The sequence below is a fragment of the Microbacterium sp. P03 genome (genome assembly GCF_043556235.1).
Lineage (GTDB): Bacteria > Actinomycetota > Actinomycetes > Actinomycetales > Microbacteriaceae > Microbacterium.
The window spans coordinates 498,794-524,053 of record NZ_JBIGIM010000002.1 but is presented as its reverse complement, the minus strand read 5'-3'; the positions used below and the strand labels follow the sequence as shown (position 1 = coordinate 524,053).

26 protein-coding genes are annotated in these 25,260 nt (G+C 68.8%); 5 read left to right on the top strand and 21 right to left on the bottom strand.

Annotated features, from left to right (window positions below):
• Positions 1–306 precede the first annotated feature (306 nt).
• The 10 genes from pheT to infC form a co-directional block, all read right to left on the bottom strand.
• Positions 307–2,838 (bottom strand): phenylalanine--tRNA ligase subunit beta, encoded by a 2,532-nt coding sequence (gene pheT, locus ACFXOO_RS09590; RefSeq protein WP_378854176.1) that lies wholly within the window; start codon positions 2,836–2,838, stop codon positions 307–309.
• Positions 2,838–3,878, bottom strand: a complete 1,041-nt coding sequence (gene pheS, locus ACFXOO_RS09585; RefSeq protein WP_378854174.1) for a phenylalanine--tRNA ligase subunit alpha — start codon at positions 3,876–3,878, stop codon at positions 2,838–2,840. Before pheS ends, pheT begins: the two co-directional genes overlap by 1 nt.
• Before the next feature lie 46 nt (positions 3,879–3,924).
• Complete coding sequence (locus ACFXOO_RS09580; protein ID WP_378840398.1) at positions 3,925–4,827, bottom strand: amino acid ABC transporter permease; 903 nt, start codon at positions 4,825–4,827, stop codon at positions 3,925–3,927.
• Complete coding sequence (locus tag ACFXOO_RS09575; protein WP_378840401.1) at positions 4,824–5,471, bottom strand: amino acid ABC transporter permease; 648 nt, start codon at positions 5,469–5,471, stop codon at positions 4,824–4,826. The genes ACFXOO_RS09580 and ACFXOO_RS09575 overlap by 4 nt, the downstream gene beginning before the upstream one ends.
• A gap of 107 nt (positions 5,472–5,578) precedes the next feature.
• A complete protein-coding gene (locus ACFXOO_RS09570) occupies positions 5,579–6,484 on the bottom strand; it encodes a glutamate ABC transporter substrate-binding protein (RefSeq protein WP_378840404.1) in 906 nt (301 codons plus the stop codon).
• An 82-nt stretch (positions 6,485–6,566) separates the two neighbouring features.
• Positions 6,567–7,322, bottom strand: coding sequence for an amino acid ABC transporter ATP-binding protein (locus ACFXOO_RS09565; protein ID WP_378840407.1), 756 nt, complete (start codon positions 7,320–7,322; stop codon positions 6,567–6,569).
• Positions 7,323–7,465: 143 nt separating this feature from the next.
• Positions 7,466–8,266, bottom strand: a complete 801-nt coding sequence (locus ACFXOO_RS09560; protein ID WP_378840409.1) for a TrmH family RNA methyltransferase — start codon at positions 8,264–8,266, stop codon at positions 7,466–7,468.
• 78 nt (positions 8,267–8,344) lie between these two features.
• Positions 8,345–8,731 (bottom strand): 50S ribosomal protein L20, encoded by a 387-nt coding sequence (rplT, locus tag ACFXOO_RS09555; RefSeq protein ID WP_378840412.1) that lies wholly within the window; start codon positions 8,729–8,731, stop codon positions 8,345–8,347.
• 33 nt (positions 8,732–8,764) lie between these two features.
• Positions 8,765–8,959, bottom strand: coding sequence for a 50S ribosomal protein L35 (gene rpmI, locus ACFXOO_RS09550; protein ID WP_076681003.1), 195 nt, complete (start codon positions 8,957–8,959; stop codon positions 8,765–8,767).
• Positions 8,960–9,028: 69 nt separating this feature from the next.
• Positions 9,029–9,706, bottom strand: coding sequence for a translation initiation factor IF-3 (gene infC / locus ACFXOO_RS09545; RefSeq protein WP_378854172.1), 678 nt, complete (start codon positions 9,704–9,706; stop codon positions 9,029–9,031).
• A 206-nt stretch (positions 9,707–9,912) separates the two neighbouring features.
• On the opposite strand from infC, the gene ACFXOO_RS09540 reads away from it, so the two are divergent.
• Entirely contained in the window at positions 9,913–10,323 is a 411-nt protein-coding gene (locus tag ACFXOO_RS09540) for a DUF1844 domain-containing protein (RefSeq protein ID WP_378840693.1), read from the top strand.
• Between the two features lie 15 nt (positions 10,324–10,338).
• Here ACFXOO_RS09540 and ACFXOO_RS09535 read toward each other — a convergent pair whose 3' ends face one another.
• Genes ACFXOO_RS09535 through ACFXOO_RS09510 form a run of 6 tightly spaced genes read right to left on the bottom strand, consistent with a single transcriptional unit; the run spans position 10,339 to position 14,711 of the window.
• Positions 10,339–11,157: an SseB family protein gene (locus ACFXOO_RS09535; RefSeq protein WP_378854170.1), complete on the bottom strand. Its 819-nt coding sequence runs from the start codon at positions 11,155–11,157 to the stop codon at positions 10,339–10,341.
• Positions 11,141–11,887, bottom strand: coding sequence for a bifunctional 1-(5-phosphoribosyl)-5-((5-phosphoribosylamino)methylideneamino)imidazole-4-carboxamide isomerase/phosphoribosylanthranilate isomerase PriA (gene priA, locus ACFXOO_RS09530; RefSeq protein WP_378840422.1), 747 nt, complete (start codon positions 11,885–11,887; stop codon positions 11,141–11,143). The genes ACFXOO_RS09535 and priA overlap by 17 nt, the downstream gene beginning before the upstream one ends.
• A gap of 54 nt (positions 11,888–11,941) precedes the next feature.
• Positions 11,942–12,592, bottom strand: coding sequence for an imidazole glycerol phosphate synthase subunit HisH (hisH, locus tag ACFXOO_RS09525; protein ID WP_378854168.1), 651 nt, complete (start codon positions 12,590–12,592; stop codon positions 11,942–11,944).
• Positions 12,589–13,203, bottom strand: a complete 615-nt coding sequence (hisB, locus tag ACFXOO_RS09520) for an imidazoleglycerol-phosphate dehydratase HisB (protein WP_378840427.1) — start codon at positions 13,201–13,203, stop codon at positions 12,589–12,591. Before hisB ends, hisH begins: the two co-directional genes overlap by 4 nt.
• Positions 13,200–14,294, bottom strand: coding sequence for a histidinol-phosphate transaminase (locus ACFXOO_RS09515; protein ID WP_378840430.1), 1,095 nt, complete (start codon positions 14,292–14,294; stop codon positions 13,200–13,202). The genes hisB and ACFXOO_RS09515 overlap by 4 nt, the downstream gene beginning before the upstream one ends.
• 39 nt (positions 14,295–14,333) lie before the next feature.
• A complete protein-coding gene (locus tag ACFXOO_RS09510; protein WP_378854165.1) occupies positions 14,334–14,711 on the bottom strand; it encodes a LysM peptidoglycan-binding domain-containing protein in 378 nt (125 codons plus the stop codon).
• 259 nt (positions 14,712–14,970) lie between these two features.
• Between ACFXOO_RS09510 and lexA the strand changes: the two genes are divergently transcribed.
• The 3 genes from lexA to ACFXOO_RS09495 all read left to right on the top strand — a co-directional run bounded on the left by lexA (position 14,971) and on the right by ACFXOO_RS09495 (position 19,164).
• Positions 14,971–15,651, top strand: a complete 681-nt coding sequence (gene lexA, locus ACFXOO_RS09505; protein ID WP_378840435.1) for a transcriptional repressor LexA — start codon at positions 14,971–14,973, stop codon at positions 15,649–15,651.
• A gap of 69 nt (positions 15,652–15,720) precedes the next feature.
• Positions 15,721–17,118, top strand: a complete 1,398-nt coding sequence (locus ACFXOO_RS09500; protein ID WP_394563401.1) for a hypothetical protein — start codon at positions 15,721–15,723, stop codon at positions 17,116–17,118.
• A 105-nt stretch (positions 17,119–17,223) separates the two neighbouring features.
• Positions 17,224–19,164, top strand: coding sequence for a prolyl oligopeptidase family serine peptidase (locus tag ACFXOO_RS09495; RefSeq protein WP_378854159.1), 1,941 nt, complete (start codon positions 17,224–17,226; stop codon positions 19,162–19,164).
• A gap of 42 nt (positions 19,165–19,206) precedes the next feature.
• Here the strand turns inward: ACFXOO_RS09495 and hflX are convergent, their stop codons facing one another.
• Positions 19,207–20,724 (bottom strand): GTPase HflX, encoded by a 1,518-nt coding sequence (hflX, locus tag ACFXOO_RS09490; RefSeq protein WP_378854157.1) that lies wholly within the window; start codon positions 20,722–20,724, stop codon positions 19,207–19,209.
• Positions 20,725–20,794: 70 nt separating this feature from the next.
• On the opposite strand from hflX, the gene ACFXOO_RS09485 reads away from it, so the two are divergent.
• Positions 20,795–21,436: a class I SAM-dependent methyltransferase gene (locus ACFXOO_RS09485; RefSeq protein ID WP_378840695.1), complete on the top strand. Its 642-nt coding sequence runs from the start codon at positions 20,795–20,797 to the stop codon at positions 21,434–21,436.
• Positions 21,437–21,440: 4 nt separating this feature from the next.
• Here the strand turns inward: ACFXOO_RS09485 and dapF are convergent, their stop codons facing one another.
• The 4 genes from dapF to miaB are packed head-to-tail and all read right to left on the bottom strand — an operon-like array spanning position 21,441 to position 25,260.
• A complete protein-coding gene (dapF, locus tag ACFXOO_RS09480; protein WP_378854155.1) occupies positions 21,441–22,298 on the bottom strand; it encodes a diaminopimelate epimerase in 858 nt (285 codons plus the stop codon).
• 31 nt (positions 22,299–22,329) lie between these two features.
• Entirely contained in the window at positions 22,330–22,749 is a 420-nt protein-coding gene (locus tag ACFXOO_RS09475) for a GNAT family acetyltransferase (protein WP_378840447.1), read from the bottom strand.
• Positions 22,750–22,774: 25 nt separating this feature from the next.
• Positions 22,775–23,713: a tRNA (adenosine(37)-N6)-dimethylallyltransferase MiaA gene (gene miaA, locus ACFXOO_RS09470; RefSeq protein WP_378854153.1), complete on the bottom strand. Its 939-nt coding sequence runs from the start codon at positions 23,711–23,713 to the stop codon at positions 22,775–22,777.
• Complete coding sequence (miaB, locus tag ACFXOO_RS09465) at positions 23,710–25,260, bottom strand: tRNA (N6-isopentenyl adenosine(37)-C2)-methylthiotransferase MiaB (protein WP_378854151.1); 1,551 nt, start codon at positions 25,258–25,260, stop codon at positions 23,710–23,712. The genes miaA and miaB overlap by 4 nt, the downstream gene beginning before the upstream one ends.

The window sequence follows — 25,260 nt, the reverse complement described above, 5'->3', positions numbered from 1 at the left end:
CAGGAACGGCGACACCTGTCGCGCGCCCACGAGGGCGCGCAATCGGGGTCGCCTAGAGTCGGCGTCCGCCCTGACGTCGGCATACCGGAGCGGCGCTCTGAGCGAGCGCGACGCGAACCGGAGTGGCCGAAGGCATGCGCCGACGATAGCCGCCGGGTCGGGGCATCCGCAACTCGGCCGCGCGCACGTCCGGCCGCACGTGGGCCGTCGACCGTCGAACGCACGGCATGCCGACGAGCGCACGACCTTCGTGCGACCGAAAGTCGTGCTCTCGACGGAAGGTGATGCGCTCGACGCGGTCGGACCTCACTCGCGGAGCTGGGCGCCGAACCGCTCGGCCGTGACGGCCACGCCCGCGAGCTTGGCCTCGGTCGCCTCGGCGGCCGTGAGAGTGCGACTCCGACCGCGGAAGCGCAGAGCGAAGGTCAGGCTCTTGGAACCCGGCAGCACACCCTGGCCGCGGTAGTCGTCGACGAGCCGAGCGGACTCGAGAAGCACGCCTGCGCCGTGGACCAGTGCCGCCTGGATCTCTGCGGCGGGAACCTCCGACGGGACGACGAGCGAGACGTCTTGGGTCGCCGCGGGGAAGGCCGACAGCGACGCCACCACCACCCGCTCGCCCGCGAGCTCGAGAAGCAGGTCGAGGTCGAGCTCTGCCACGATCACACGTCCGTGCAGCTCGGCGGCGGAGGCGACGCTCGGCAGCAGCTCGCCGAGATAGCCCACCTCGCGATCTCCGACGGTGAGGACGGCCGCCCGCCCCGGATGGAGGGCGGCACGGGTGGTCTGCGCGAGCTCCACCGTGACTCCCGCCGCGAGCGCGAGGGTGCGGACGCCGTCCCACGCGTCGCCGAGGTCGGCCGCCGCGGCGGGTCGGCCCGGCTGCTTCGGGGAGACGTTCCCCGCGAGGAGAACGGCGACGTGACGAGGCTGGGGTGGGATCGAGTCGTCGAGCGCGGCGAGGGTCGCGGCGTCCGGTCGCACGGCCAACGGAGGCACGAAGGCGGTGCCGTAGGCGATGCCCCCCTCCGGCGTGAAGACCGAGCCGGTCTCGAAAAGCGCCAGATCGGTCAGACCGCGGGACTGGTTGCGGTGCGCCACCGCGAGGAGTCCGGGCACCAGCGAGCGACGCAGGAAGGGCGACTGGCCGTCGAGCGGATTGGCGAGCTTGATCGACGGCAACGGCACCCCGGAGGCCGACCCGTGCAGGGCGTTGTCTGCTTCCGTGCAGAACGGGAACGACGGCGTCTCGACGTATCCGGCCGCGGCGAGGGCATTCGCCACGCGACGACGTCCTTGCTGAGCCGAGGTCAGACCGCGGCCCGACGGTGGCGTCGGCAGGATCGACGGGATGCGATCGAGCCCGTGGATGCGCGCGACCTCCTCGGCGAGAGTCCACTTGTCGGTGAGATCCGGACGCCAGGACGGCGGCGTGACCAGCCAATCGCTCCCGCGTTCGCTGACCAGGGCGCCCACCTTCTCGAGCGCCGTGACGATCTCTTCACGGGTGTATGCGACACCGATCAGCGTGGAGACGAACGGCTCGGGCAGATCGATGCCCACGGTCTGGCGCACGGTCATGAGCGCACCACCGGCGCGGGTGTCGGTGCCGCCGGCGTGGGCCACCATCAGCTCGGCGACCCGTGCGGCAGCCACGAACGGGATGCCGGGATCGACCCCGCGTTCGAAACGTCGCGACGCCTCGCTCGGAAGCTTGTGCCGGCGGGCGGTGCGCGCGATCGACACGGTGTCGAACGTCGCAGCCTCGATCAGCACGTTGCGCGTGGCATCCGTCATCTCGGTCGGGCCGCCGCCCATGACCCCGGCGAGCCCGATCGGTCCGGAATCGTCGGTGATGAGCAGGTCTTCCGGATCGAGGGTGCGCAGCTTGCCGTCGAGCGTCTCGAGCTTCTCGCCCGCCGTCGCCCGCCGGACGACGATGCCCCCCCGCAGTCGGTCGAGGTCGTAGCCGTGGATCGGCTGGCCGAGCTCGATCATGACGTAGTTGGTGATGTCGATCAGGATGCCGAGCGAGCGGACGCCGGCGAGAGTCAGCCGAGCCACCATCCACGCCGGGGTCGGCCTGGACGGGTCGACGTCTCGGACGATGCGGGCGACGAACTCCGACGCGCCGACGCGGCCACGGAGGGGGGACCGATCGTCGACCGACACCGCGAAGGCGGCCACATCACGCAGATCGACGTCGCCCCGAGCCTTATCGCCCGGGTCGTGGAACTCCGCACCGGTCGCGAGTGCGTACTCCCGGGCGATGCCGCGAACCGACAACGCATACCCGCGGTCCGGTGTCACGTTCACGTCGATCGCGACGTCGTCCAGGCCGAGGAGGGCGATCGCGTCCGTGCCCACCGGCGCATCGATGCCCAGCTCGACGAGGCGCAGAATGCCACTGTGCTCGTCGCCGAGGCCGAGCTCCTTGGCCGACGCGATCATGCCGTCCGACACGTGGCCGTACGTCGTGCGCGCGGCGATCGGGAACGGGCCGGGAAGAACCGCTCCGGGCAGGGTCACGACGACCTTGTCGCCCGCGAAGAAATTGCCGGCCCCGCAGACGATGCCGTGCACGGCGGGGCCTCCGTCGGCGGCCTCGACGCCGTCGGGGGCCACGCGCACCTGGCACCAGCGGATCGTCTTGCCGTTCGTCTGCGGCTCGGCCTCGAACGAGAGGACTTCTCCGACGACGATCGGCCCCTGGAGCTCGAAGCGGTGGACATCCTCTTCTTCGAACCCGACACGCACCAGGTCGGCGAGGACATCCTCGGGCGAGGCATCCGCGGGCACATCGACGAAGTCGCGCAACCACGACAGCGGGACGCGCATCAGACCACCATCCCGAACTGCTCGCTGAAGCGGACGTCGCCTTCTGCCATGTCGCGCATGTCCTGCACGCCGCTGCGGAACATCAGTCCCCGCTCGATGCCCATGCCGAACGCGAAGCCGGAGTACTCGTCGGGGTCGATACCCGCAGCCCGCAGCACATTCGGGTTGATCATGCCGCAGCCGCCCCACTCGATCCATCGCGCGCCGCCCTTGAAGGTGGGGTGCCACAGATCGAGCTCGGCAGACGGCTCGGTGAAGGGGAAGTAGTTCGTGCGGAAGCGCATCTTCGCCTCCGGGCCGAAGAGCTGGCGCGCGAAATGGTCGAGCGTGCCCTTCAGGTGAGCCATCGTGATTCCCTTGTCGACGACGAGCCCTTCGAACTGCGTGAACACCGGCAGGTGCGTCGCGTCGAACTCGTCGGTGCGATACACCCGGCCGGGGCACAGCACATAGATCGGGAGGTCACGCTGCAGCATGGAGCGCACCTGGACAGGGCTCGTGTGCGTGCGCATCACCAAATGCCGGTCGACCGGATCGACGAAGAACGTGTCCTGCATCTGACGTGCGGGATGGTCGACATCGAAGTTCAGGGCGTCGAAGTTGAACCACTCGTGCTCGAGCTCGGGCCCTTCGGCGATCTCCCAGCCCATCCCTACGAAGAGGTCGGAGATCTGCTCCTGGAGGAGGGAGATCGGATGCCGCGCCCCGGCGCGCGCCCGGGTGGCCAGGGCGGTGACGTCCACGCGCTCGGCCTCCAGCTGCGCGGCTGTCTCGGCTTCGAGGAGTTCGCTCTCGCGGGCCGACAGCGCCTGGTTCACCCGTCCCCGCGCCTGGCCGACGAGCTTGCCGAACTCGGCCTTGCGGGACGGCTCGACGGCTCGGAGCCCCGCATTCAGCGTGGCAAGCGGGGATCCCTCGGCCGTGTGGGCCGCACGGGCGCTCTTCAGCGATCCGGTATCGGCTGCCGCGGCGATCGCCGCGAGCGCATCGGCGACGGCGGCCTCGACTGCTTCGGGGGTGATTTCAGGACTGTCTGGCACGAGAGTCGAGTCTACCGACGGCGGTGCGACCGCCGAGACGGGGCCATCAGCCCTTCGCGTCCGGCCCATCCTGCTGCGCCACGATGAGCGACGTGTCGGTCACACCGTCCTGAAGGGGCGCCGCGGCTCCGGCCGCGATGACGCGCGGTGACCGGCGCATGCGCTTCTCGGCGGTGACAGCGGCCCAGGAAAGGAGCAGGCACATGCCGATGTAGATCGCGCCCGCGATGATGGCCGATGGGATGAGCGGCGAGCCGTACAGGGCGTTGGACCCGAGCTTCTTGGCGAAGTCCAGCAGCTCGGGGTACGTGATGATGAACCCGAGCGCGGTGTCCTTCAGCGTGACGACGAGCTGCGCGATGATGACCGGCAACATGGCCCGGATCGCCTGCGGCAGCAGGATCAGCTGCATCACGCCCGACTTCCGCAGGCCCACCGCGTAGCCGGCTTCTTTCTGACCACGCGGGAGCGACTCGATACCCGCGCGGAGGATCTCGGAGATGACGGCGCCGTTGTACACGACGAGGGCGATGACCACCGACCAGTACGAACCGAGCTTGATGTCGATCACCGGAAGGCCGAAGTACAGGAACAGCATGAGGACCAGCACGGGCACGGCACGCAGCACTTCGACGATGACGGTGGCGGGGACCCGCACCCACGCGTGATCGGAGAGTCGGGCGATCGCGAGCACGAAGCCGAGGACCACGGCGCCGACCGCCGCGGCGCCGAACGCCGCGAGGGTGCGCAGGGCGGCCAGGCCGAACTGCTCCCAGATCGCGACGTAGGTGAACACCGACCACTTCTCGGCGCTGAACTGACCGCTGATGGCGAATCGCCACAGGATGAAGCCGAGGATCGCCAGCACCACGACGATGGTGATGGCGCCGAGGATGCGGTTGCGGGTGATGGCGCGGGGACCGGGGACGTCGTACAGGACGGAGCTCATCGCGCGACCCTCCACTTGTTCTCGAGGTATCTCTGGAGGGCTGCCAGCAGCAGGACGAGGACGACGAACACGGCCATGACCCACAGGATCACGCCGAACGCGTTCTCGCCGCGCTCACTCAGATTGGCGCGGATCGAGCCCAGGTTCAGCACGGAGAAGCCCGCCGCCACGGTGGTGTTCTTCAGCAGGGCGATGAGCACGCTCATCATCGGAGGGATGACCGAACGCCCGGCCTGCGGGAGCACGACCAGGCTCATCACCTGACCGAAAGTGAGGCCGAGGGCACGGGCGGCCTCGGCCTGACCGACGGGCACGGTGTTGATACCCGAGCGCAGGGTCTCTGCCACGTAGGTCGCGGTGTAGATGCCGAGCGCCAGGATGCCGAGCACCAGGAAATTCACCCGGAAGTCCACGAGTAGCGGCACCCCGAAGGCGAAGAAGAAGAAGATCAGCGTCAGCGGCGTATTGCGCACCGTGTTCACGTAGAGCGTGCCGACGGTTCGCGCGACGGGGATCGGCGAGACCCGCATCGCGCCGACGATCACGCCGAGCACGAGGGCGATCGCCCCGCCCGCGAGAAAGAGGACGATGGTCCCCCACAGCGCTTCGCCCCACAGGTCGAGATTGTCGGTGATGATCCCCACGGCGATCCCTTCGATTCATGTCCGTCTTGCCGGCCGTCTCCCGTCGCGCGTTCGCGGTGAGGAGGGATGGTGGCGGCATCCGAAACGGGATGCCGCCACCATGTCGATCAGCCGACCGGGTCGACCTCGGGCTGGGTGGCCTTGACGCCCGAGGCGCCGAGGTTCTTGTCGAAGATCGCCGTCCAGGTGTCACCGCCGTCCGTCAGCATCGTGTTGACGAACTCGACGAACGCCGTGTCGTCCTTCTGGATGCCGACGCCGTAGCGCTCCTCGCTGAAGACGTCGCCGACGACCTTGAGGTTGTCGGGGTCACCGGCTGCGTAGCCGATCAGGATGGCCTCGTCGGTGGTGACGGCGTCGACCTGGCCGGACTTTAGCTGCTCGACGCACTGCGAGTAGGTGTCGAACTCCGTCGTCGATGCCTCGGGGTGCTCGTCCTTGATGCGCTGGATCGAGGTCGAGCCGGTGGCGGAGCACACGTTCTTGCCCGTGAGGTCGTCGACGCTCTCGATGTCGCTGTCGGCGGCGACGAGCAGGCCCTGGCCGGTCACGAAGTACGGCCCGGCGAACGAGATCTGCTCTTTGCGCTTGTCGGTGATCGAGTACGTGCCGACGTAGTAGTCGATATCGCCGTTGATGATCGCCTGCTCGCGGTTCGCCGACGGGATCGAGGTGAACTCGATCTTGTCCTCGTCGTAGCCGAGCGAGGCCGCGATCCAACGGGCGATGTCGATGTCGAAGCCGGACCGCTCGTTGGTCGTCGGGTCGAGGTAGCCGAGTCCTGGCTGGTCTTCCTTGACGCCGATCTTGACCGTGCCGCGCTCCGTGATCGCGTCGAACGTCGGGCTGCCTTCGAGCGTGACGTCGGTGGCGACCTCGAACAGGGCACCGTCCGATTCGGCTGCGCCGCTCTCTCCGGTGGTGGCACCGGGGGTGCCGCTGTTGCAGGCCGTGAGAGCGAGCAGGGCGACGGCGGTCATGCCGACGCCGGCGATGATGCGGTTCTTGCGCATGTGAGTCCTCCTGGGTTTCGTATGGTTCTTCGGTGTCCCCGCGCCGCCCCGTCGCGACGGGGCCTCAGCGGCACGGGAAGTCTCAGTTGGTGATGAGCTTGGAGAGGAAGTCCTTCGCCCGGTCCGTCTTCGGAGCGGTGAAGAAGTCGTCGGGCTTCTGGTCTTCGAGGATCTTGCCGTCGGCCATGAAGACCACGCGGTCCGCCGCCTTGCGGGCGAAGCCCATCTCGTGGGTGACGACGATCATGGTCATGCCGTCCTTCGCAAGCCCGACCATCACGTCGAGCACCTCGTTGATCATCTCGGGGTCGAGCGCGCTGGTGGGCTCGTCGAAGAGCATGACCTTGGGATTCATCGCCAGTGCGCGGGCGATCGCCACGCGCTGCTGCTGACCGCCGGACAGCTGTGCGGGGAGCTTCGAGGCCTGGTGACCCACCCCGACGCGGTCGAGGAGGACAGCGGCCTCGCGCTCGGCATCGGCTTTCTTCATCTTGCGCACCTTGATCGGCCCGAGCGTGACGTTCTCGAGGATGGTGAGGTGCGCGAACAGATTGAAGGACTGGAACACCATGCCGACGTCGGCACGGAGCGCGGCCAGGCCCTTCCCCTCCTTCGGGAGCTCCTTACCGTCGATCGTGATCGTGCCGCTCGTGATCGTCTCGAGGCGGTTGATCGTGCGGCAGAGCGTCGACTTGCCCGATCCGGATGGACCGATGACAACGACGACCTCCCCCTTGTGCACCGTCAGATCCACATCCGTGAGCGCCTGGAACTGCCCGTAGTGCTTCTGCACATTGCTGACGACGACCAGGGGGGCGGATGTTGCGCTGTCTGCCATGCCCCTCACCCTATGAGGGGGCTGCCGCCGCGACCACTCTCGCAACGGCAACCTTTACCGGACCGTAACAGGGCGGGTACGCGGCATCCGGTCTCGCCGGCAGGGCAACGACCCGCGCGTCGGCGCGGCGTGCCGGGCGCGCTTCAGTCGCCCGCGCGCTGCGCGAACGCGCTCTCATACAGGCAGACGCTGGCGGCTGTCGCGAGGTTCAGCGACTCGGCGTTGCCGTAGATCGGCAGCCGCAGAGACATGTCGGCGAGGTCGAGGGATGCCTCATCCAGCCCACGAGCCTCGTTGCCGAAGAGCCATGCGGTGGGCTCGCGGAGCAGCCCTCGCGAGGCCAGGAAGTCGGACCCGCCGACGTCGGCGGCGATGATCCGGAGACCGGCGTCGCGCGCGGCCGCCGCGACTGCCGGGAGCTCGACATCGACGACGATCGGCACGTGGAAGAGGGAACCCGTCGTGGCGCGGACGACCTTGGGGTTGTAGGGGTCGACGGTGCGACCGGTGAGGAGCACCGCATCGGCGCCCGCCGCATCCGCAGCGCGGATGATCGTGCCGAGGTTGCCGGGATCGCGCACTTCCTCGCAGACGGCGATCAGTCGCGGTCCGGCGGCGAAGACATCGCGGAGCGAGGTCGGCGATTGCCGGGCGACCGCGATGATCCCCTGGGGGGTGACCGTGTCGGCCATCGCCGCGATCACCGCCTCGGTCGTGAACTCGACGTCCACCCCGGCCCCGCGAGCAGCCTCGCGGACATCGGCGTGGCGTTCGAGCGCGGTGGGTGTCGCGAAGAGCTCGAGCACGGTGTGCGGACGAAAGGCCAGCACCTCGCGGGCGGCCTGCGGGCCCTCCAGCAGGAACAGGCCGGTCTCTTCTCGAGCACTGCGCTTCGCGAGCTTCGCCACGGCGCGAACACGGGGCGAGCGCGGGTTCTCGAGCACCTCACCAGTGTAGAGGTGCGGTCACGGCGGATGAGAAAGGGCGCCCTCTGAGGAGGACGCCCTTTCATCACAACGGGGTCAGGCGGAGACCTTCGCCGCGTTGACGTCGGCCGGCAGAGCCGTCTTCGCCGTGGCGACCAGCGACGCGAAGGTCGCGGGCTCGTTCACCGCGAGCTCGGCGAGCATGCGCCGGTCGACCTGCACACCCGCGAGGCCGAGGCCCTGGATGAAGCGGTTGTAGGTGAGACCGTTCTGGCGGCTCGCAGCGTTGATGCGCTGGATCCACAGACGGCGGAAGTCCCCCTTGCGCTTGCGACGATCCCGGTACGCGTAGACGAGGGAGTGGGTGACCTGCTCCTTCGCCTTGCGGTACAGGCGCGAACGCTGTCCGCGGTAGCCGGACGCGCGCTCGAGGATGACGCGACGCTTCTTGTGGGCGTTTACCGCCCGCTTGACTCTAGCCATTTCGTTCTGTTCCTATTCGTACGTCGGCGCGCGTCAGCGGCCGAGGAGCTTCTTGGCCTGCTTGGCGTCACCCGGAGCGAGGACCTGCTCCTGGTTCAGACGACGCGTGCGACGGCTCGACTTGCCCTCGAGGTTGTGGCGCATGCCGGCCTGCTGCTTCATGAGCTTGCCGCTGCCGGTGACCTTGAACCGCTTCTTGGCACCCGAGTGGGTCTTCTGCTTCGGCATTGTCTGTCCTTTGTTGATGAGCCCTGCGGGCGATGGAGAGTTACCCGCGGAGCGGGAGACTGTGGGGGCCTATTCGGCGTCGGCCGGAGCGGCCACGCGGTCGGCGTCCTCGGGACGGGGCGGACGCGCCGCCTCGCGGTTGGCAGTGCGCTGGGCATTCTGCTCGGTCTTGACCTCGGACTTGTTCTTGTGCGGGGCGACCACCATGACCATGTTGCGACCGTCGATCGTCGGGTTCGATTCGACCGTGCCGAACTCGGCGACGTCCTCGGCGAACTTACGGAGCAATCGGACACCCTGCTCGGGACGCGACTGCTCACGACCACGGAAGAGGATCATGGCCTTGACCTTGTCGCCCGCCTGGAGGAAGCCCTCGGCGCGCTTGAGCTTGGTCGTGTAATCGTGCGCCTCGATCTTCAGGCGGAAGCGAACCTCTTTGAGGATCGTGTTCGCCTGGTTGCGACGTGCTTCCTTGGCCTTCTGCGCAGCTTCGTACTTGAACTTCCCATAGTCCATGATCTTGACCACAGGGGGCTTCGAGTTCGGAGCCACCTCGACCAGGTCGAGGTCAGCTTCCTGAGCAAGACGCAGCGCCACCTCGATGCGGACAACGCCGACCTGCTCACCGGCGGGGCCGACGAGGCGAACCTCGGGGACGCGGATGCGGTCATTGGTACGGGGATCGCTGATGCGGAACTCCTCTTCGTGGATTGAGACCACCTCGACGCGTTCAGCGTCTCGGCCCACGAGGGCGACTCCACCCGGCACGACGCGTGAACGCCGGCTTCGCACCCTGAACCCCGCGAAGGGCTACCTCTCTCTGATGAGAGAGGCGGAGTGCCATGACCCGGTAGCCTTGAGCGGCAAGCGCGGGTGGGATGTCATCCTCTTGGATCCGGGGCAGAACGCTCCGGAGGCCCGACCAGCTTAGCAGAGAGAGTGACGTGAACACGATTCCTGATACCGACGACGGCCTTCCCCAGGAGACGGACGGGACGGATGCTGCGCGTCAGGCTCGTTGGGAGGAGCAGGAGCGTGCCGCCACGGCCGCCACAAGGGACATCGCCGACGTGCCGGCGGTGGAGGTCATCACGACCGCCGCCGTGCACCTCATGAGCGCGGCCGCCGTCAAGCTCGGCCTCGCCGACGACCCGGACACGCAGATGGATCTCGATGAAGCCCGCAAGCTCATCAACGCCCTCGCCGGCCTCATCACCGCCGGCGCGCCCGAGATCAGCGACATGCACGCACGCTCCCTGCGCGACGGTCTGCGATCCCTGCAGCTCGCGTTCCGCGAAGCATCCGCCATTCCTGATCCGATCGGCAAAGGGCCGGGCGAGAAGTGGACCGGACCGGTCAACTGACCTCGTCCCACGGCGTCAGGGGCGGGAGCGGACGAGCTTGACCGTCAGCGAATCGACCAGGGTCGCGACGCGGTCGTCCGCAGCCCACCGACGCGCCAGCCGCGACAAGACCGCTTCGAGCTCCGTCGCGTCGAGGCCGTCGATCAGGGTCAGCTTGACGATGATCTCCGGCCCCCGCAGGCGGGCTGCCGGATCGCCGGACTCGACCGCGACGTCGACCACGGCCAGTTCGCCGCCGATGCTCTGCTGCAGCCCGAGGAAGACCTCGGGCGAGGCGTAAGCGGGCTCCCACGGCTGGTTCTGCGCGATCGCCCACACCGCCGGTCGGCGGATGACGAACTCGGTGTCCGAGCCCGGGTCGATCACGATCAACTCGGTGTCGTCCGCCGATGCCGCGAGCGCCGTGCGCACGCCCTCGGCAGGCACCGGCCTGGCCGAAGAGTCCCACCGGCCCAACGCCGCCACCGAGGTGAACACCGGCAGCACGCGGCGGCCGTCGGGGGCTGCGACCGTCACGATCGAGAGCTCCTGGGTCTTGTCGACCGCCAGCCCGTGGACGCCGACGCCCTCTTCGCCCTTCGCCGCCACCAGTGGGATCAAGAGACGCGCCGAGCGATATGCGTCGATGACGGCGACCGGGTCGCCGGCGCCGCCGACGACTGCGGCGAGCGCGGCGAGCAGGGCGGGATCAGCCGACCCGTCGTCGGACGAGTGCGGATTGGGTTCGAACCGACGCCCTTCCCACGGAACGCCCGCGGAATCGCCGGCGCGCCCGTGCGGATCGTTGCCGCCTGTCGCGCCGGGGTCACCGGGGTGCTCAGCCGCCGGCGACATCGAGCGCTTCCGCCAGCGTGAACGCTCCGGCGTAGAGCGCCTTGCCGACGATCGCCCCCTCGACGCCCAGCGGCACGAGATCGCGGAGCGCCGCGATGTCGTCGAGGCTCGAGATGCCGCCGGACGCGACGACGGGCTTCGGCGTCCGGGAGGTCATCTCACGGAGCAGCTCGACGTTGGGCCCCTGCAGCGTTCCGTCCTTCGTGACGTCGGTGACGACGTAACGGCTGCAGTTGGCCGCCTCGAGACGATCGAGAACGGTCCAGAGATCGCCGCCCTCGCGCGTCCAGCCGCGCGCCGCGAGCGTCGTTCCCCGCACATCGAGGCCGACTGCGATGACCTCGCCGTAGCGCCCGATCACGTCGGCCGCCCATTCGGGGTTCTCGAGCGCCGCCGTTCCCAGGTTGATGCGGGCGGCGCCGCTCTCGAGAGCGGCATCGAGCGTCGCGTCGTCGCGGATGCCGCCCGAGAGCTCGACCTGCACACCGCGCACCTGCCGGATCGCCTTGCGGAGGACCGATGCGTTGTTGCCGCGACCGAACGCGGCGTCGAGGTCGACGAGGTGGATCCACTGCGCACCCTGGCGCGCCCACTCGAGTGCGGCATCGACCGGGTCGCCGTAGTTCGTCTCCGTGCCGGCCGCCCCCTGGGTGAGACGGACGGCCTTGCCGTCGGCGACGTCGACCGCAGGCAGCAGGATGAGTTCAGGTGTGGATGCGAAGTCGTTCATAGCTCCTCGTGCCGACGGGTGCGGCGACGGATCTCACCGGCGATTGGCACGAGGTCAGAGCGTAGCCGCGCCGAGCCCGTCGATCCAGTTCGACAGGAGGCGGATGCCCGCAGCCCCGGATTTCTCGGGGTGGAACTGGGTCGCGGAGAGCGGACCGTTCTCGACCGCCGCAAGGAAGGGCACACCGTACGTGCACCAGGTCAGCGTCGGCTGCGGGAACGGCGCCTGCACGTCGAGCGTCCACTGCTGCGCGGCGAAGGAGTGGACGAAGTAGAACCTCTCGTCCTCGAGGCCGGCGAACAGACGCGATCCCGCGCCGGACTGCACGGTGTTCCACCCCATATGCGGAAGAACCGGGGCATCGAGCTGAGTGACCGCCCCGGGCCACTCCCCCATGCCTTCCGTGTCCACACCCCGCTCGACCCCGAGCTCGAAGAGGACCTGCATCCCGACGCAGATACCGAGGACAGGGCGCCCGCCCGCGAGCCTGCGACCGATCAGCTCGTCGCCGCGATTGGCGCGCAGCGCATCCATCACGGCTCGGTACGCGCCGACGCCGGGCACGACCAAACCATCGGCCTCCCGCACGAGCTGGCGGTCGCTGGTCAGCCGCGCGTCAGCACCTGCGGCATCGAGCGCCTTGACAGCGGAGTGGACGTTGCCGGATCCGTAGTCGAGGACCGCGACCACTGGACGGTCGCTCACAAAGCACCCTTCGTACTGGGAACACCCTGCACGAGCGGGTCGACCGCCTTCGCCTGGCGGAACGCGCGAGCGAATGCCTTGTACTCGGCTTCGGCGATGTGGTGCGGGTCACGGCCTGCGAGCACGCGCACGTGCACGGTCAGCCCACCGTTGAAGGCGATCGCCTCGAACGTGTGCCGCACCAGTGAACCGGTGAAGTGTCCGCCGATCAAGTGATGCTCGAAGCCCGCCGGTTCGCCGTCATGCACAAGGTACGGGCGGCCGCTGATGTCGACGACCGCCTGGGCGAGCGCCTCGTCCAGCGGGACCAGGGCGTCGCCGTACCGCGAAATGCCGACTTTGTCGCCGAGGGCCTCCCTGATCGCCTGTCCGAGCACGATGGCGACGTCCTCGACCGTGTGGTGCGCATCGATGTCGGTGTCACCCGAGGCGCGGACGGTGAGATCGGTGAGCGAGTGCTTCGCGAACGCCGTGAGCATGTGGTCGAAGAACGGAACAGTGGTGTCGATGTGGCTCGTACCGGTCCCGTCGAGGTCGAGGGTCAGCTCGACCGTGGACTCGCTCGTGGACCGACGAAGCGACGCCGTACGGTGGACATCCAGGGCCGTCATACGCCCGATCCTAACGAGGCCAGCGCATCGAGGAACGCGGTGGTCTCCTCTTCGGTGCCGGCGGTGACACGCAGATGTCCGGCCATCCCGACGTCGCGGATGAGCACTCCCCTGTCGTACAGGGCCTGCCACGTGGCGGCGGGATCCTCGACCCCGCCGAAGAGCACGAAGTTCGTCCACGAGTCGTACGGCTCGTAGCCGAGCGCCTCCAGAGTGGCGGAGATGCGCTCGCGCTGGACGACGATCTCGTCGACCATCCCGAGCATCGTGTCGGAGTGGCGCAGTGCAGCCGTTGCCGCCGCCTGAGTGAGGGCGCTCAGGTGGTAGGGGAGCCGCACCAGACGAAGGGCGTCGATCACGGCGGGATCGGCGGCGAGATACCCCACTCGTGCGCCGGCGAAGGCGAAAGCCTTGCTCATCGTGCGGGAGACGACCAACCGCTCCCGGCCGTCGAGCAGCGTCACTGCGGAGCGCTCGTCGCGGGGGGCGAACTCCTGATACGCCTCGTCGACGATGACGATTCCGTCGGTCGCGTCGTAGACGGCCTCGATGACGTCTAGGGTCATCGGAGTGCCGGTGGGGTTGTTCGGCGCACACAGGAACACGACATCCGGCTGCGCATCCGAGACCTGGGAGGCGGCATCTTCCGGCGTCACCAGGAAGTCGTGCCCTCGCGATCCGCCGATCCAGGATGCGCCCGTTCCCCGCGAGATGAGCGGGTACATCGAATACGTCGGCGCGAAGCCGAACGCCGTTCGGCCGGGTCCCCCGAACGCTTGCATCAGGTGCTGCAGCACCTCGTTCGAGCCGTTACCCGCCCAGATCTGTTCGAGGCGCAGGCCGTGTCCGAGATAGTCGGCGAATCCCTCGCGCAGAGCGGTGAACTCTCGATCGGGGTAGCGGTTGACATCGCGCAGAGCCCGAGCCACCGCGTCCAGGATGTCGTCGGCCACGTCCTGCGGAACAGGATGGGTGTTCTCGTTGACATTCAGCGCGATGGGCAGTGCCGCTTGAGGTGCGCCGTATGGCGTCATCCCCCGCAGGTCGTCACGAATCGGCAGATCTTCCAGGCGTGCACTCACCTGTCCCATCGTAGGCGGGAGAGCGCCGCGCCCGGCCGACGAAGTGCTTCAGCGCGCTGCGCTGTACTGCGCCGGGATAGCCAGTTCCTGACCCGCGGACACCGTTGCGCCCTCCAGAGCGTTCAGGCGGACCATCGCGTCGACGACATCCCGCGGGTCGGCATGCGGGGCGACGTCCTGAGCGATCGACCAGAGCGAGTCACCCGACATCACCGTGACCGTCGCGAACGTGGTCGGGGGCGCGCCGTCCTGCGCCGAGGCGATCGCCGAGCCGCCGCTGACGAGAGCCAGGACGAGGACGCCTGCTGCGGGGAGCGCGGCGAGGGTGGCGAGGACGCGACGCCCCCGCGCGGTGAGCGTGAGACGCGTGGACTTCGAGAACGAGGGGCTCGAATAAGCCCGGTCTGAGAACGCGACGCTGGTCATGGCTCCTCCTGGGGTGGGAAGAGATTCGTACTCGACCCTCGGCCGGGAGGGCCGAATACGAATCTCTTTTCCGAAGCTATCTTCGACGTGAGAGATTGTCAACCGGGGCCCCGGGGTCTGATCGTTCGAACGCGACACGCGCGCCACCTCCTCTTCGGATCGCTCGGAACCGGATACGGTTTCGATAGCGACACCCCACCACGGACCTCCGACATTCGAAGAACGATGCCGATCAGAGGCCGTGAGAGTAGGAGAGATCATGAGCGAGGCCACCCCGCGGGAGAAGCCCCAGACGCGCAGGCGGAAGAGTCTGAGCGACAAGCAGATCGCGATCCTCGAGGTCATCCAGCGTTCGATCGCACGCCACGGCTACCCGCCGAGCATGCGCGAAATCGGCGACGCGGTCGATCTCAAGTCGCTGTCGAGCGTGACCCACCAGTTGAATCAGCTCGAGTTGAGCGGATACCTGCGTCGCGACCCCGGCAAGACCCGCGCGATGGAAGTCCTCATCGATCTGCCCGGCATGTCGACGGAGAACCCCGCCGATTCCGCCCCCGCCGTCGGCGACGCGGCCATGGTGCCGCTCGTCGGTCGCATCGCCGCCGGCGTGCCGATCACCGCGGAGCAGCAGGTGGAGGAGATCTTCCCGCTTCCGCGTCAGCTGGTCGGCAAGGGTGACCTGTTCATGCTCAAGATCTCGGGCGAGTCGATGATCGACGCGGCGATCTGCGATGGCGACTGGGTCGTCGTGCGCTCGCAGGCGGATGCCGAGAACGGTGACATCGTTGCGGCGATGCTCGACGGCGAGGCGACCGTCAAGACGTTCCGTCGACGGGACGGTCACACGTGGCTGCTTCCGCGCAACTCGGCGTTCGAACCGATCCTGGGCGACGACGCCGTGGTTCTCGGGCGCATCGTGGCCGTTCTGCGCGCCGTCTGACCCGCCCCCCGCGCGGCGCTGCGCTCGGAAGCCCTGTCCGGCGCGGTGTTTCCGCGCTATAAGTGAGCAATGACCCTCGCCGGCAGCACCACACCCTCATCCGTCGATGAACTCCAGGCTCGGCTCGACCGCCTCGAGGCGGAGAACGCACGGCTGCGGGCGGACGCGCCCCGGCCCGCCACGAGGACCGGCCCTCCCGGCACAGGATGGCGTGCGGTGCTTTCCGCCTTCTGCATCATCGTCGCAGCGCTGCTCATCCCCACGACGATCATCGCGGGATGGGCACGCGCGCAGCTCGTCGACGAGACCGCCTTCGTGTCGACCTTCGCCCCGCTCATCGACGATCCTTCCGTGCAGGCGGTCATCGTCGATCAGGCATCGTCGGCCATCACGGAGTCGGTCGACCTCGACGGGATCACGGATGACCTGTTCGACGGCGTGGCCACCCTCGACCTCCCGCCCGCCGCGCTGTCATCCATCGATCTGCTGCGCGGCCCCGCCGCCCAGGCACTCGACGGTCTGGTGACCACCACGGTCAGCCGGGTGGTCGCGTCGGACGCGTTCTCGGGAATCTGGCAGACGACTCTCGTGGCGAGTCACCGCGCGCTCGTCGCGACGGCGAACGGCGGGAGCGCGAACGGCGCGGTCACGATCAGCGACTCCGGCGAGCTCGGCATCGCCCTCGGGCCGATCGTGGACGCCGTCAAGCAGCGACTGCTCGACCAGGGTGTCGGGTTCGCGTCCGCAATTCCGACGATCGACCGCACCATCGTCATCGCGCAGAGCGACGCGCTGGCCACTGTGGGCGTCGTGTACACACTGGCGGTGACCGTCGGCTGGTGGCTCCCCTTCGTGGCGCTCGCGCTGTTCGTGACCGGTATCCTGATCGCCCGACGGCGGAGTACCGCCGTGCTGGGCTCGGGCGTGGGACTGGCGCTCGGTGGGCTGTCCGTCGCGACGGGTATCGCCGTCGGCGGTACGGTCCTCGGCCTGAGCGCCACCAACCTGGGAGTGCCGGCCACCGCCCTCACAGCGGTCTACACGGCGGTCGTCGCCGCGATGCAGCACACCGCAGTGGTCGTCATGGTCGTCGGCATCATCATCGCCCTCCTCGCGTGGGTGAGCGGGCGGTGGCGCGGTGCACGAGCCGTTCGGGGCGGGATCGCGGCGGTGAACGACAGCATCCGCTCCACGCTCACGCTCCGCGGAGTGAACACCGGGCGATTCGGCACCTGGATGTTCCAGCAGCGGGTTCTGGTCCGCGTCGTGCTCGGCGTGCTGATGGTGCTCTGGCTCCTGCTCCTGCGCCCGCTGAGCGTGGGCGACATCTTCCTCGTCGTCATCGTCAGCGCCCTCGTGTGGTGGCTCACGGAACTCGTCCAGAAGCGCGACGCAGCGTTCGTCGGCGACGCCCCCGCCACAATCGACGCGGACGCTGCCGACGTGCCCCGTGGCGCGCTCCCCTGACCAGCGTTCACAGACGCGGATGCGTCCGGTTGCAGCATCCGATCCCCGGCTGAGGTCACGCCTCGGAGACGTCCGCGCGGACGTCCTGCGCGTAGCGTGGAGTGGGTGAACGCACCCTCTGCCTACGGCTCCTGGCCCTCCCCCATCTCGGCGCGGATCGTGGCGGCCGGGTCTCACCCCGTGACCGATGCCCGCTACGTCGGTGACGCGATCTGGTGGCTGGAGCGGATGCCCGCGGAAAGCGGACGATCGACCGTGCGACGGACCGCCGCGGACGGCGGCGAGCCCGAGACGATGTTGCCTCGCCCGTGGGACGTCCGCTCGCGCGTCCACGAGTACGGCGGGGCGGCGTGGACGGCGACGGCGGACGGGACGCTCTACTTCGTCGAGAGCACCGATCAGAGGGTCTGGGTGCAGACGCCGGGCGAGCAGCCGGCGCCGCTGACTCCGGCCGCGCTCGGAATGCGGTTCGCCGACCTCGCGGTGCAGCACGGCGAGCTGCTCGCGGTGCGCGAGACCGACGGAGCGTCGCGCGCCCCTCGCCGGGACATCGTCTCGATCCCCCTCGACGGCTCGGCCCGCGATGACGAAACGGCGATCATGTCCCTCGTGTCGGGGAGTGATTTCGCCGCGTACCCCCGCGTCTCCCCCGATGGCGAGCGTCTGGCATGGATCGCCTGGGATCACCCCCGCATGCCGTGGGACGGTACCGAGTTGCGCATCGGCGACCGGGACGCCCACGGTCGGGTCTCCGACGTCCGAACGATCCTCGGCGGACCGGAGGAATCGGTGGTGCAGCCCGAGTGGATCGACGAGCGCGAGCTGCGGGTGGCGTCCGATCGTTCCGGACGCTGGAACCTGTACCGGGTGGACGTCACCACGCAGGACGAGGGGCCGGTGGCGGTCGCCCCTGTCGACGCCGATACCGGTGGACCACTGTGGAACCTCGGTATTCGGTGGTTCGCGCCGCTCGGCGACGGACGAGTGCTGACGGTCCGTACGAACGGCTCGGATGAACTCGCCCTCATCGAGGTGGACGGCACCGTGCGAGACATCCCGACCGATGTCTCGTCCCGCCTCCTGCTGCACGACGTCCGCGGCGCCCGCGTGCTCTTCACGGGTTCCGGAGTGTCCACGCTGGGCGGCCTCTGGGAGATCGACCTCGACGACGCCACTCCGTCCGCATCCCTGGTGCGCGGCACGGTCGACGCCGCACCGGATGCCGCCTGGCTGTCCCGCTCGCGGGCCATGACGTTCGAGGGCCCGCACGGGCCCGTCCATGCGTTCGCGTACGCGCCCGTCAATCCCGACCAGCCCGCCGCCGACGGCGCACCTCCGTACCTCGTGCTCGCACATGGCGGCCCCACCTCGAACGTGTCGGGCGGGGCATCGCTCGATATCGCATACTTCACGAGCCGTGGCATCGGTGTGCTGGACGTCAACTACGGCGGGTCGACCGGCTACGGCCGGGCCTACCGGGAGCGTCTCAGCGGGCAGTGGGGCATCGTCGACCGCGACGATGTCGTGGCCGCAGCGGAGGGGCTCGTCGAGGCGGGCCTCGCGGACGGCAGCCGACTCGCGATCCGGGGGGGATCGGCGGGCGGATGGACCGTGCTCTGCGCGCTGACGGCGACCGACCGCTTCGCCGCGGGGGTCAGCCGGTACGGCGTGGCCGACCTCCGGGCTCTGGCCGAGGACACCCACGACTTCGAAGCGCGCTACCTCGACGGCTTGGTCGGGCCGTACCCGCAGGACGAGGCCGTTTACGTGGAACGGTCACCGCTCTCGCACCTGGACCGCTTCACCACGCCCATGCTGATCGAACAGGGGCTGGATGACCCCGTCGTGCCGCCTACGCAGTCCGAAGCGGTGCGCGACGCGCTGGCAGCCCGCGGGATCCCGCACGCGTACCTCGCGTTCGAAGGCGAGTCGCACGGTTTCCGCCGACCCGAGACGGTGATCGCATGCCTGGAGGCCGAGGTCAGCTTCTTCGGTCAGGTGTTCGGCTTCACGCCCGCGGACGTGCCGACGCTCACCCTCGAGTGACGAGTGACGAGTGGTTCGCCCCGCGACGGACGAGCGTCGCCGTCACGCCAGGAAGGGCGTGAGCTCGGCCGCGAGCCGCGCCGATACGTGCGCATGCAGCGCCGTGCCCTCGGGCTCGTGACTCTCGCTCATGATGATGCCCGTGCCGTGCACCGCGGACACGAGGTCTCCGCGGTCGTACGGGACGACCGCGCGCACCTCGACCGCAGGCATCGGCAGAGCCTGCTCGATCGCGGCACGCAGCTCGTCGATACCCTCGCCGGAACGCGATGACGCGAAGAGGGCCTTCGGCTCGAGTCCGCGCAGGACGAGGCGGGTATCGTCGTCGACGAGGTCGGCCTTGTTGAAGACGACCAGCTCGGGCACGTCACGCGCTCCGACGTCGCCCATGACGTCACGCACGGTCTGCAGCTGTGCTGCCGGATCGGGGTGCGCGGCATCCACGACGTGGACGATCACGTCGGCGTCGGCCACCTCTTCCAGCGTCGAGCGGAACGCCTCGACGAGCTGATGGGGCAGATTGCGGACGAATCCGACCGTGTCCGTCAGCGTGTACACGCGGCCGTCGGATGCCTCGGCGCGTCGCACCGTGGCATCGAGGGTCGCGAACAGGGCGTTCTCGACCAGGACGCCCGCGCTCGTCAGACGGTTGAGCAGACTCGACTTGCCGGCGTTCGTATAACCGGCGATCGCCACCGACGGCACGGTGTTGCGCTTGCGCTCGGCCCGCTTGGCGTCGCGGGCGGGTGCGAAGTCGCGCAGCTGCCGGCGGAGGATGGCCATGCGGGTGCGGATGCGCCGACGATCGAGTTCGATCTTCGTCTCACCCGGACCACGCGAGCCCATACCGGCACCGCCCGCGCCGACCTGGCCACCTGCCTGGCGGCTCATCGAGTCACCCCAACCACGCAGTCGCGGGAGGAGGTACTCGAGCTGCGCGAGCTCGACCTGCGCCTTGCCCTCACGGCTCTTGGCGTGCTGACTGAAGATATCGAGGATGACCGTCGTGCGGTCGATGACCTTCACCTTCACGACGTCCTCGAGCGCGCGCCGCTGAGAGGCCGCGAGTTCGGTGTCGGCGATGACCGTGTCGGCGCCGAGAGCGGCGACGAGGTCGCGGAGCTCCTGCGCCTTGCCTCGACCGAGATAGGTCGCCGGATCGGGATGCGGACGACGCTGCAGCACGCCGTCGAGCACGACGGCGCCGGCGGTCTCCGCCAGTGCCGCGAGTTCGCGGAGGGAATTCTCGGCGTCGCCCTGCTCACCCTGCGGGTGCACACCCACGAGGATGACGTTCTCGAGCCGCAGTTGGCGGTACTCGACCTCGGTGACGTCCTGGAGCTCCGTGGAGAGTCCGGGCACACGACGCAGCGCGGCGCGCTCCTCCCGATCCCACTGCTCGCCGTCGCTGTGAGCGCCGACCGTGGTGGTGGCATCCTGAAGCGCCTGAGCAGACCCGAATACCCGCACACCCGAGCGCGCCTCCGACCGCGAGAGAACGCGATCCACCGGGTCGACCGACGTCTCGTCGGTGCTCGAAGGTGTCGAGATGTCTGTCATGGGGTCCTTTCCAAGGGTCCGTGAATTCTAGCCTCCCGCCGTGGGCGGGGTCTCCGGTACGCTCGCCTGCATGGGGAGCGATCATTACTTCAGCGCGTCTCCGTCCAGTGCCGAGAACCTTCGCCGCATCCGCGTCACACTCTCCGGCAGATCCGTCGAGGTGGTGACTGCGGGCGGTGTGTTCAGTCCTGATCACATCGACACCGGCACCGCAGTGCTTCTCGCGAACACCCCCCCGCCGCCGCCGGGGGGCCACCTGCTCGACCTCGGCTGCGGGTGGGGTCCGATCGCGCTGTCGCTGGCACTCGACGCTCCGCACGCCACCGTGTGGGCCGTCGACGTCAACGAACGCGCACTCGACCTCGTCCGTCGCAATTGCGACATCCTCGGCCTCACCAATGTCAACGCCGTGCTGCCCGATGATGTTCCCGACGATGTCGTGTTCCGCAGCATCCGTTCGAATCCGCCCATCCGCGTCGGCAAGAACGAGTTGCACGGCCTGCTGGAGCGATGGATCCCGCGGCTGGATGAGAGATCGGATGCCTGGCTCGTCGTGCAGCGCAACCTCGGCTCCGATTCGCTGCAGCGATGGATCGCAGCGACCTTCCCGCACGAGTACAGCGTGCATCGCGCCGCCATCGGGCGGGGTTTCCGGGTGCTGAAGGTCCGACGGCACGGGGTGACGGCCACCGGGCCCGTCGCGACCGTCTGAGGAGTCAGGCCAACGTGAGCTCGCCGCTGAAGACGAGCGTGGCCGGCCCCGAGAGCAGGACGTGGCCGTTCAGCACGCGCACGCCCAGCGTTCCCCCCGGTACACCGACGCTCCACTGGTCGGGTGCCGCGGCGCCTGCCCAGTGACGTACCGCCAGTGCGGCCGCAGCGACGCCCGTGCCGCAGCTGAGGGTCTCCCCGACACCCCGCTCGAAGACGCGCATCGTGATCGATCCGACTCCGCTGCGCACCAGCGGGTCACTCGGCACGACGAACTCCACGTTCGCCCCGTCCGGTGGCCGGGGATCGAGCACGGGCTGCGCGGTCAGGTCGAGGTCATCGAGTTCGGCCGCACTGGCGAGCGCGACGACGACGTGCGGATTGCCGACGTCGATCCCCGTCGCCGGTCTCGCGACCGGCAGCCCCCTGGCTCTCACGAGGGTGTCATCCTCCGCGACCACCCACGGTCCGAGATCGACTTCGAGGTGCTCCCCGGGGAGCGACACGGCCTTGGTGCCGGCGCGCGTGCCGATGAGCAGCGAACCGCCCTCGGCCAGGTCGGCGAGGTCGGTCTGCAGCAGGTAGCGCGCGAAGACCCGGATGCCGTTGCCGCACATCTCGGCTGCTGAGCCGTCGGCGTTGCGGTAGTCCATGAACCACTCGGCGTCCGGAGTCGCCCCGCCCTCCGCGATGGCGACGGACCGGACGACCCGGAGGATGCCGTCGGCACCGATCCCGAAGCGCCGGTCGCACATCGCGGCGACCTGCGCGTCCGAGAGATCGAGCTGCCCGTCGGGGTCGGCGATCAGGACGAAGTCGTTTCCGGTGCCGTGGCCCTTCGTGAACGGAATGGTCTGCGGCATCCCACGATCCTATCCAGGGAGACGACCGGCCTCAGTCGGCGATGAGTCGCTTGCCGGTCGTGGTGGTGTCGAACCGCTCGTACCCGAGCGTGTCGTAGAAACCGAGCACATCTTCGTTGCCCGGACGGACCATGAGCTGCACCTTGGGGCAGCCCATCTCGAGCAGCAGCTCCTCCACGTGCTCGACGAGGATGCGTCCGATGCCCTCCCCACGATGCGCGGGGTCGCTGGCGAGGTAGTAGATCCACCCCCGGTGCCCGTCATAGCCCGCCATCACCGAACCGATCACATCTTCACCTTCGACAGCGACCAGGAAGAGTTCGGGCTGCACGGTGAGCTTTCGCCGGATGTCGAGATGGGGGTTGTTCCAGGATTTGGTCAGGCCGGTCGCCTGCCACAGGGAGATCACGGATTCGGTGTCACGGAGGGCGAACGGCCGGATGCTGGTCATGAGACCAGTATCGGGGACGACGGTCTCAGGACCACCCTGTGAGTCCTTCGAGGTCGACGGGGCCGCCGCCCTCGACCCACCGGACCCCCGGATAGCGCCGGAACCACGACACCTGACGCCGCGCGTACCGACGGGTGAGCGCTCGGGTCTCGGCGATCGCCGCATCCTGCGGGAGTTCTCCCGCGAGCTGAGCCAGCGCCTGCGCGTAGCCGATGGCGCGGCGCGCCGTGACACCGCGCTCGAGGCCGCGTTCCCGGAGGTCCTTCACCTCGTCGAGCAGACCTCCTTCCCACATCCGCTCGACCCGGGTGTCCAATCGGGTCACCAGTTCGTCGCGCGGCATCCGCACCCCGATCACGCGCGTACCGGCCTGCCAGAGCGTCGGTTCGTCGGGAAGTGCTGCACCGTGGGTCTGTTCGCCCTGGGTCAGCACTTCGAGGGCGCGCACGACACGACGGCCGTTCCTCGGGTCGATCCGGGCCGCGGTCACCGGGTCGGCGTCCCTCAGGCGTGCGAAAAGCGCGCCGGGCCCGTCCGCGGCGAGCTCGGTCTCGAGCCGGGCCCGCAGGACCTCATCACGCGGCGGAAACCGGAAGTCGTAGATCACGCCGGACACGTACAGGCCCGAGCCGCCGACCAGGATCGCATCGGCGCCGCGCTCGTGGATGGCGGCAACCGCGTTCCGCGCGACCTCCTGGTACCAGGCGACGGCGGCCTCCTCAGTGACGGAGAGCACGTCGAAGAGGTGGTGCGGAATGCCGCGCTGCTCGTCCGGTCGGAGCTTCGCCGTGCCGACGTCCATGCCGCGGTACAGCTGCATGGCGTCGGCGTTGATGATTTCAGCAGGCCTGCCCTGGGCGGACAGGTGCTGCGCGAGGTCGAGCGAGAGTCCAGTCTTGCCAGTACCGGTCGCCCCCACGATCGCCCACAGCCGCGGCGGCGCCTCGTGATCGGTGCTGTTCACACCCCGATGCGCAGCGAGGGGAGCCCCAGTGCGACGGCGGTGGTGGCACCCGACGACGCAGCGCCGGCGGGGACGCCGCAGGATTCCGCCTGCGTGCGGTCCCACGCGTCGCCTGCCCGCGTGCGGCGGATGCGCAGCGCGCCGCCGTCGAGCGAATCCGCGAGGAGATGGAAAGGCGCCGCGCGGGTGATGACGACGCTGACCACGTCACCCGGACGGGGGACGTCGGAACCGACGGGCAGTTCGAAGTGGACCAGGCGGTTGTCTTCTGCGCGTCCGGTGAGCCGATGTGTCGCGGCGTCCTTCTTGCCCTCGCCCTGCGAGACCAGGACCTGAACCTCCCGGCCGACCTGCTTCTCGTTCTCTTCGAGCGAGATGCGCTCCTGGAGGGCGGCGAGGCGCTCGTAGCGGTCCTGCACGACGGATTTCGGCACCTGGTCGGGCATGGTCGCTGCGGGTGTGCCCTCACGGATCGAATACTGGAACGTGAAGGCGCTCGCGAACCGGGCCTGTTCGACCACGCGCAGCGTGTCGAGGAAGTCCTCTTCGGTCTCACCGGGGAAGCCGACGATGATGTCGGTGGTGATGGCGGCGTGCGGCATGCGCTCGCGAACCCGGTCGAGGATGCCCAGGAACTTCTCGCTGCGGTAGGACCGGCGCATGTTCTTCAATACGCGATCGCTTCCGGACTGGAGCGGCATGTGCAGCTGGGGCATGACGGCGGGCGTCTCGGCCATCGCGTCGATGACGTCGTCGGTGAAGGCAGCGGGGTGCGGGCTCGTGAAGCGGATGCGCTCCAGCCCGTCGATCTGGCCGGCAGCGCGCAGCAGCTTTCCGAAGGCGTGGCGGTCGCCGAACTCGACGCCGTACGAGTTGACGTTCTGGCCGAGGAGCGTGACCTCGATCGCACCGTCCTCAGCGAGCAGACGCACTTCGTTCAGGATGTCGCCGGGACGACGGTCCTTCTCCTTGCCGCGCAGGCTCGGCACGATGCAGAAGGTGCACGTGTTGTTGCAGCCGACCGAGATCGACACCCACCCGCTGTAGACCGAATCGCGTTTCGTGGGAAGGGTGGAGGGGAAGACCTCGAGGGCCTCGAGGATCTCCAACTCGGCCTCGTCGTTGTGCCGCGCCCGTTCGAGCAGACTCGGCAAGGAGCCCATGTTGTGCGTGCCGAACACGACATCCACCCATGGGGCCTTGTCGAGCACGACGTCCTTGTCCATCTGCGCCATGCATCCGCCGACCGCGATCTGCATGCCCTCGTGCCGGTCCTTGCGGGCCTTGAGGTGCCCCAGGGTGCCGTAGAGCTTGCCTGCAGCGTTGTCTCGGACAGCACACGTGTTGATGACGACGACGTCGGCCTCGGCACCGTCGGCGGCAGGCACGTAGCCGGCGCTCTCGAGGGAGCCCGAGAGTCGCTCGGAGTCGTGGACGTTCATCTGACAGCCGAACGTGCGCACTTCGTAGGTGCGTGCTCGTCCGCTCTCGTCGTGCGCCGAGGGCGAGGGCGCGATGATCGTGGGGGTGCCATCCAGCAGAGTCAT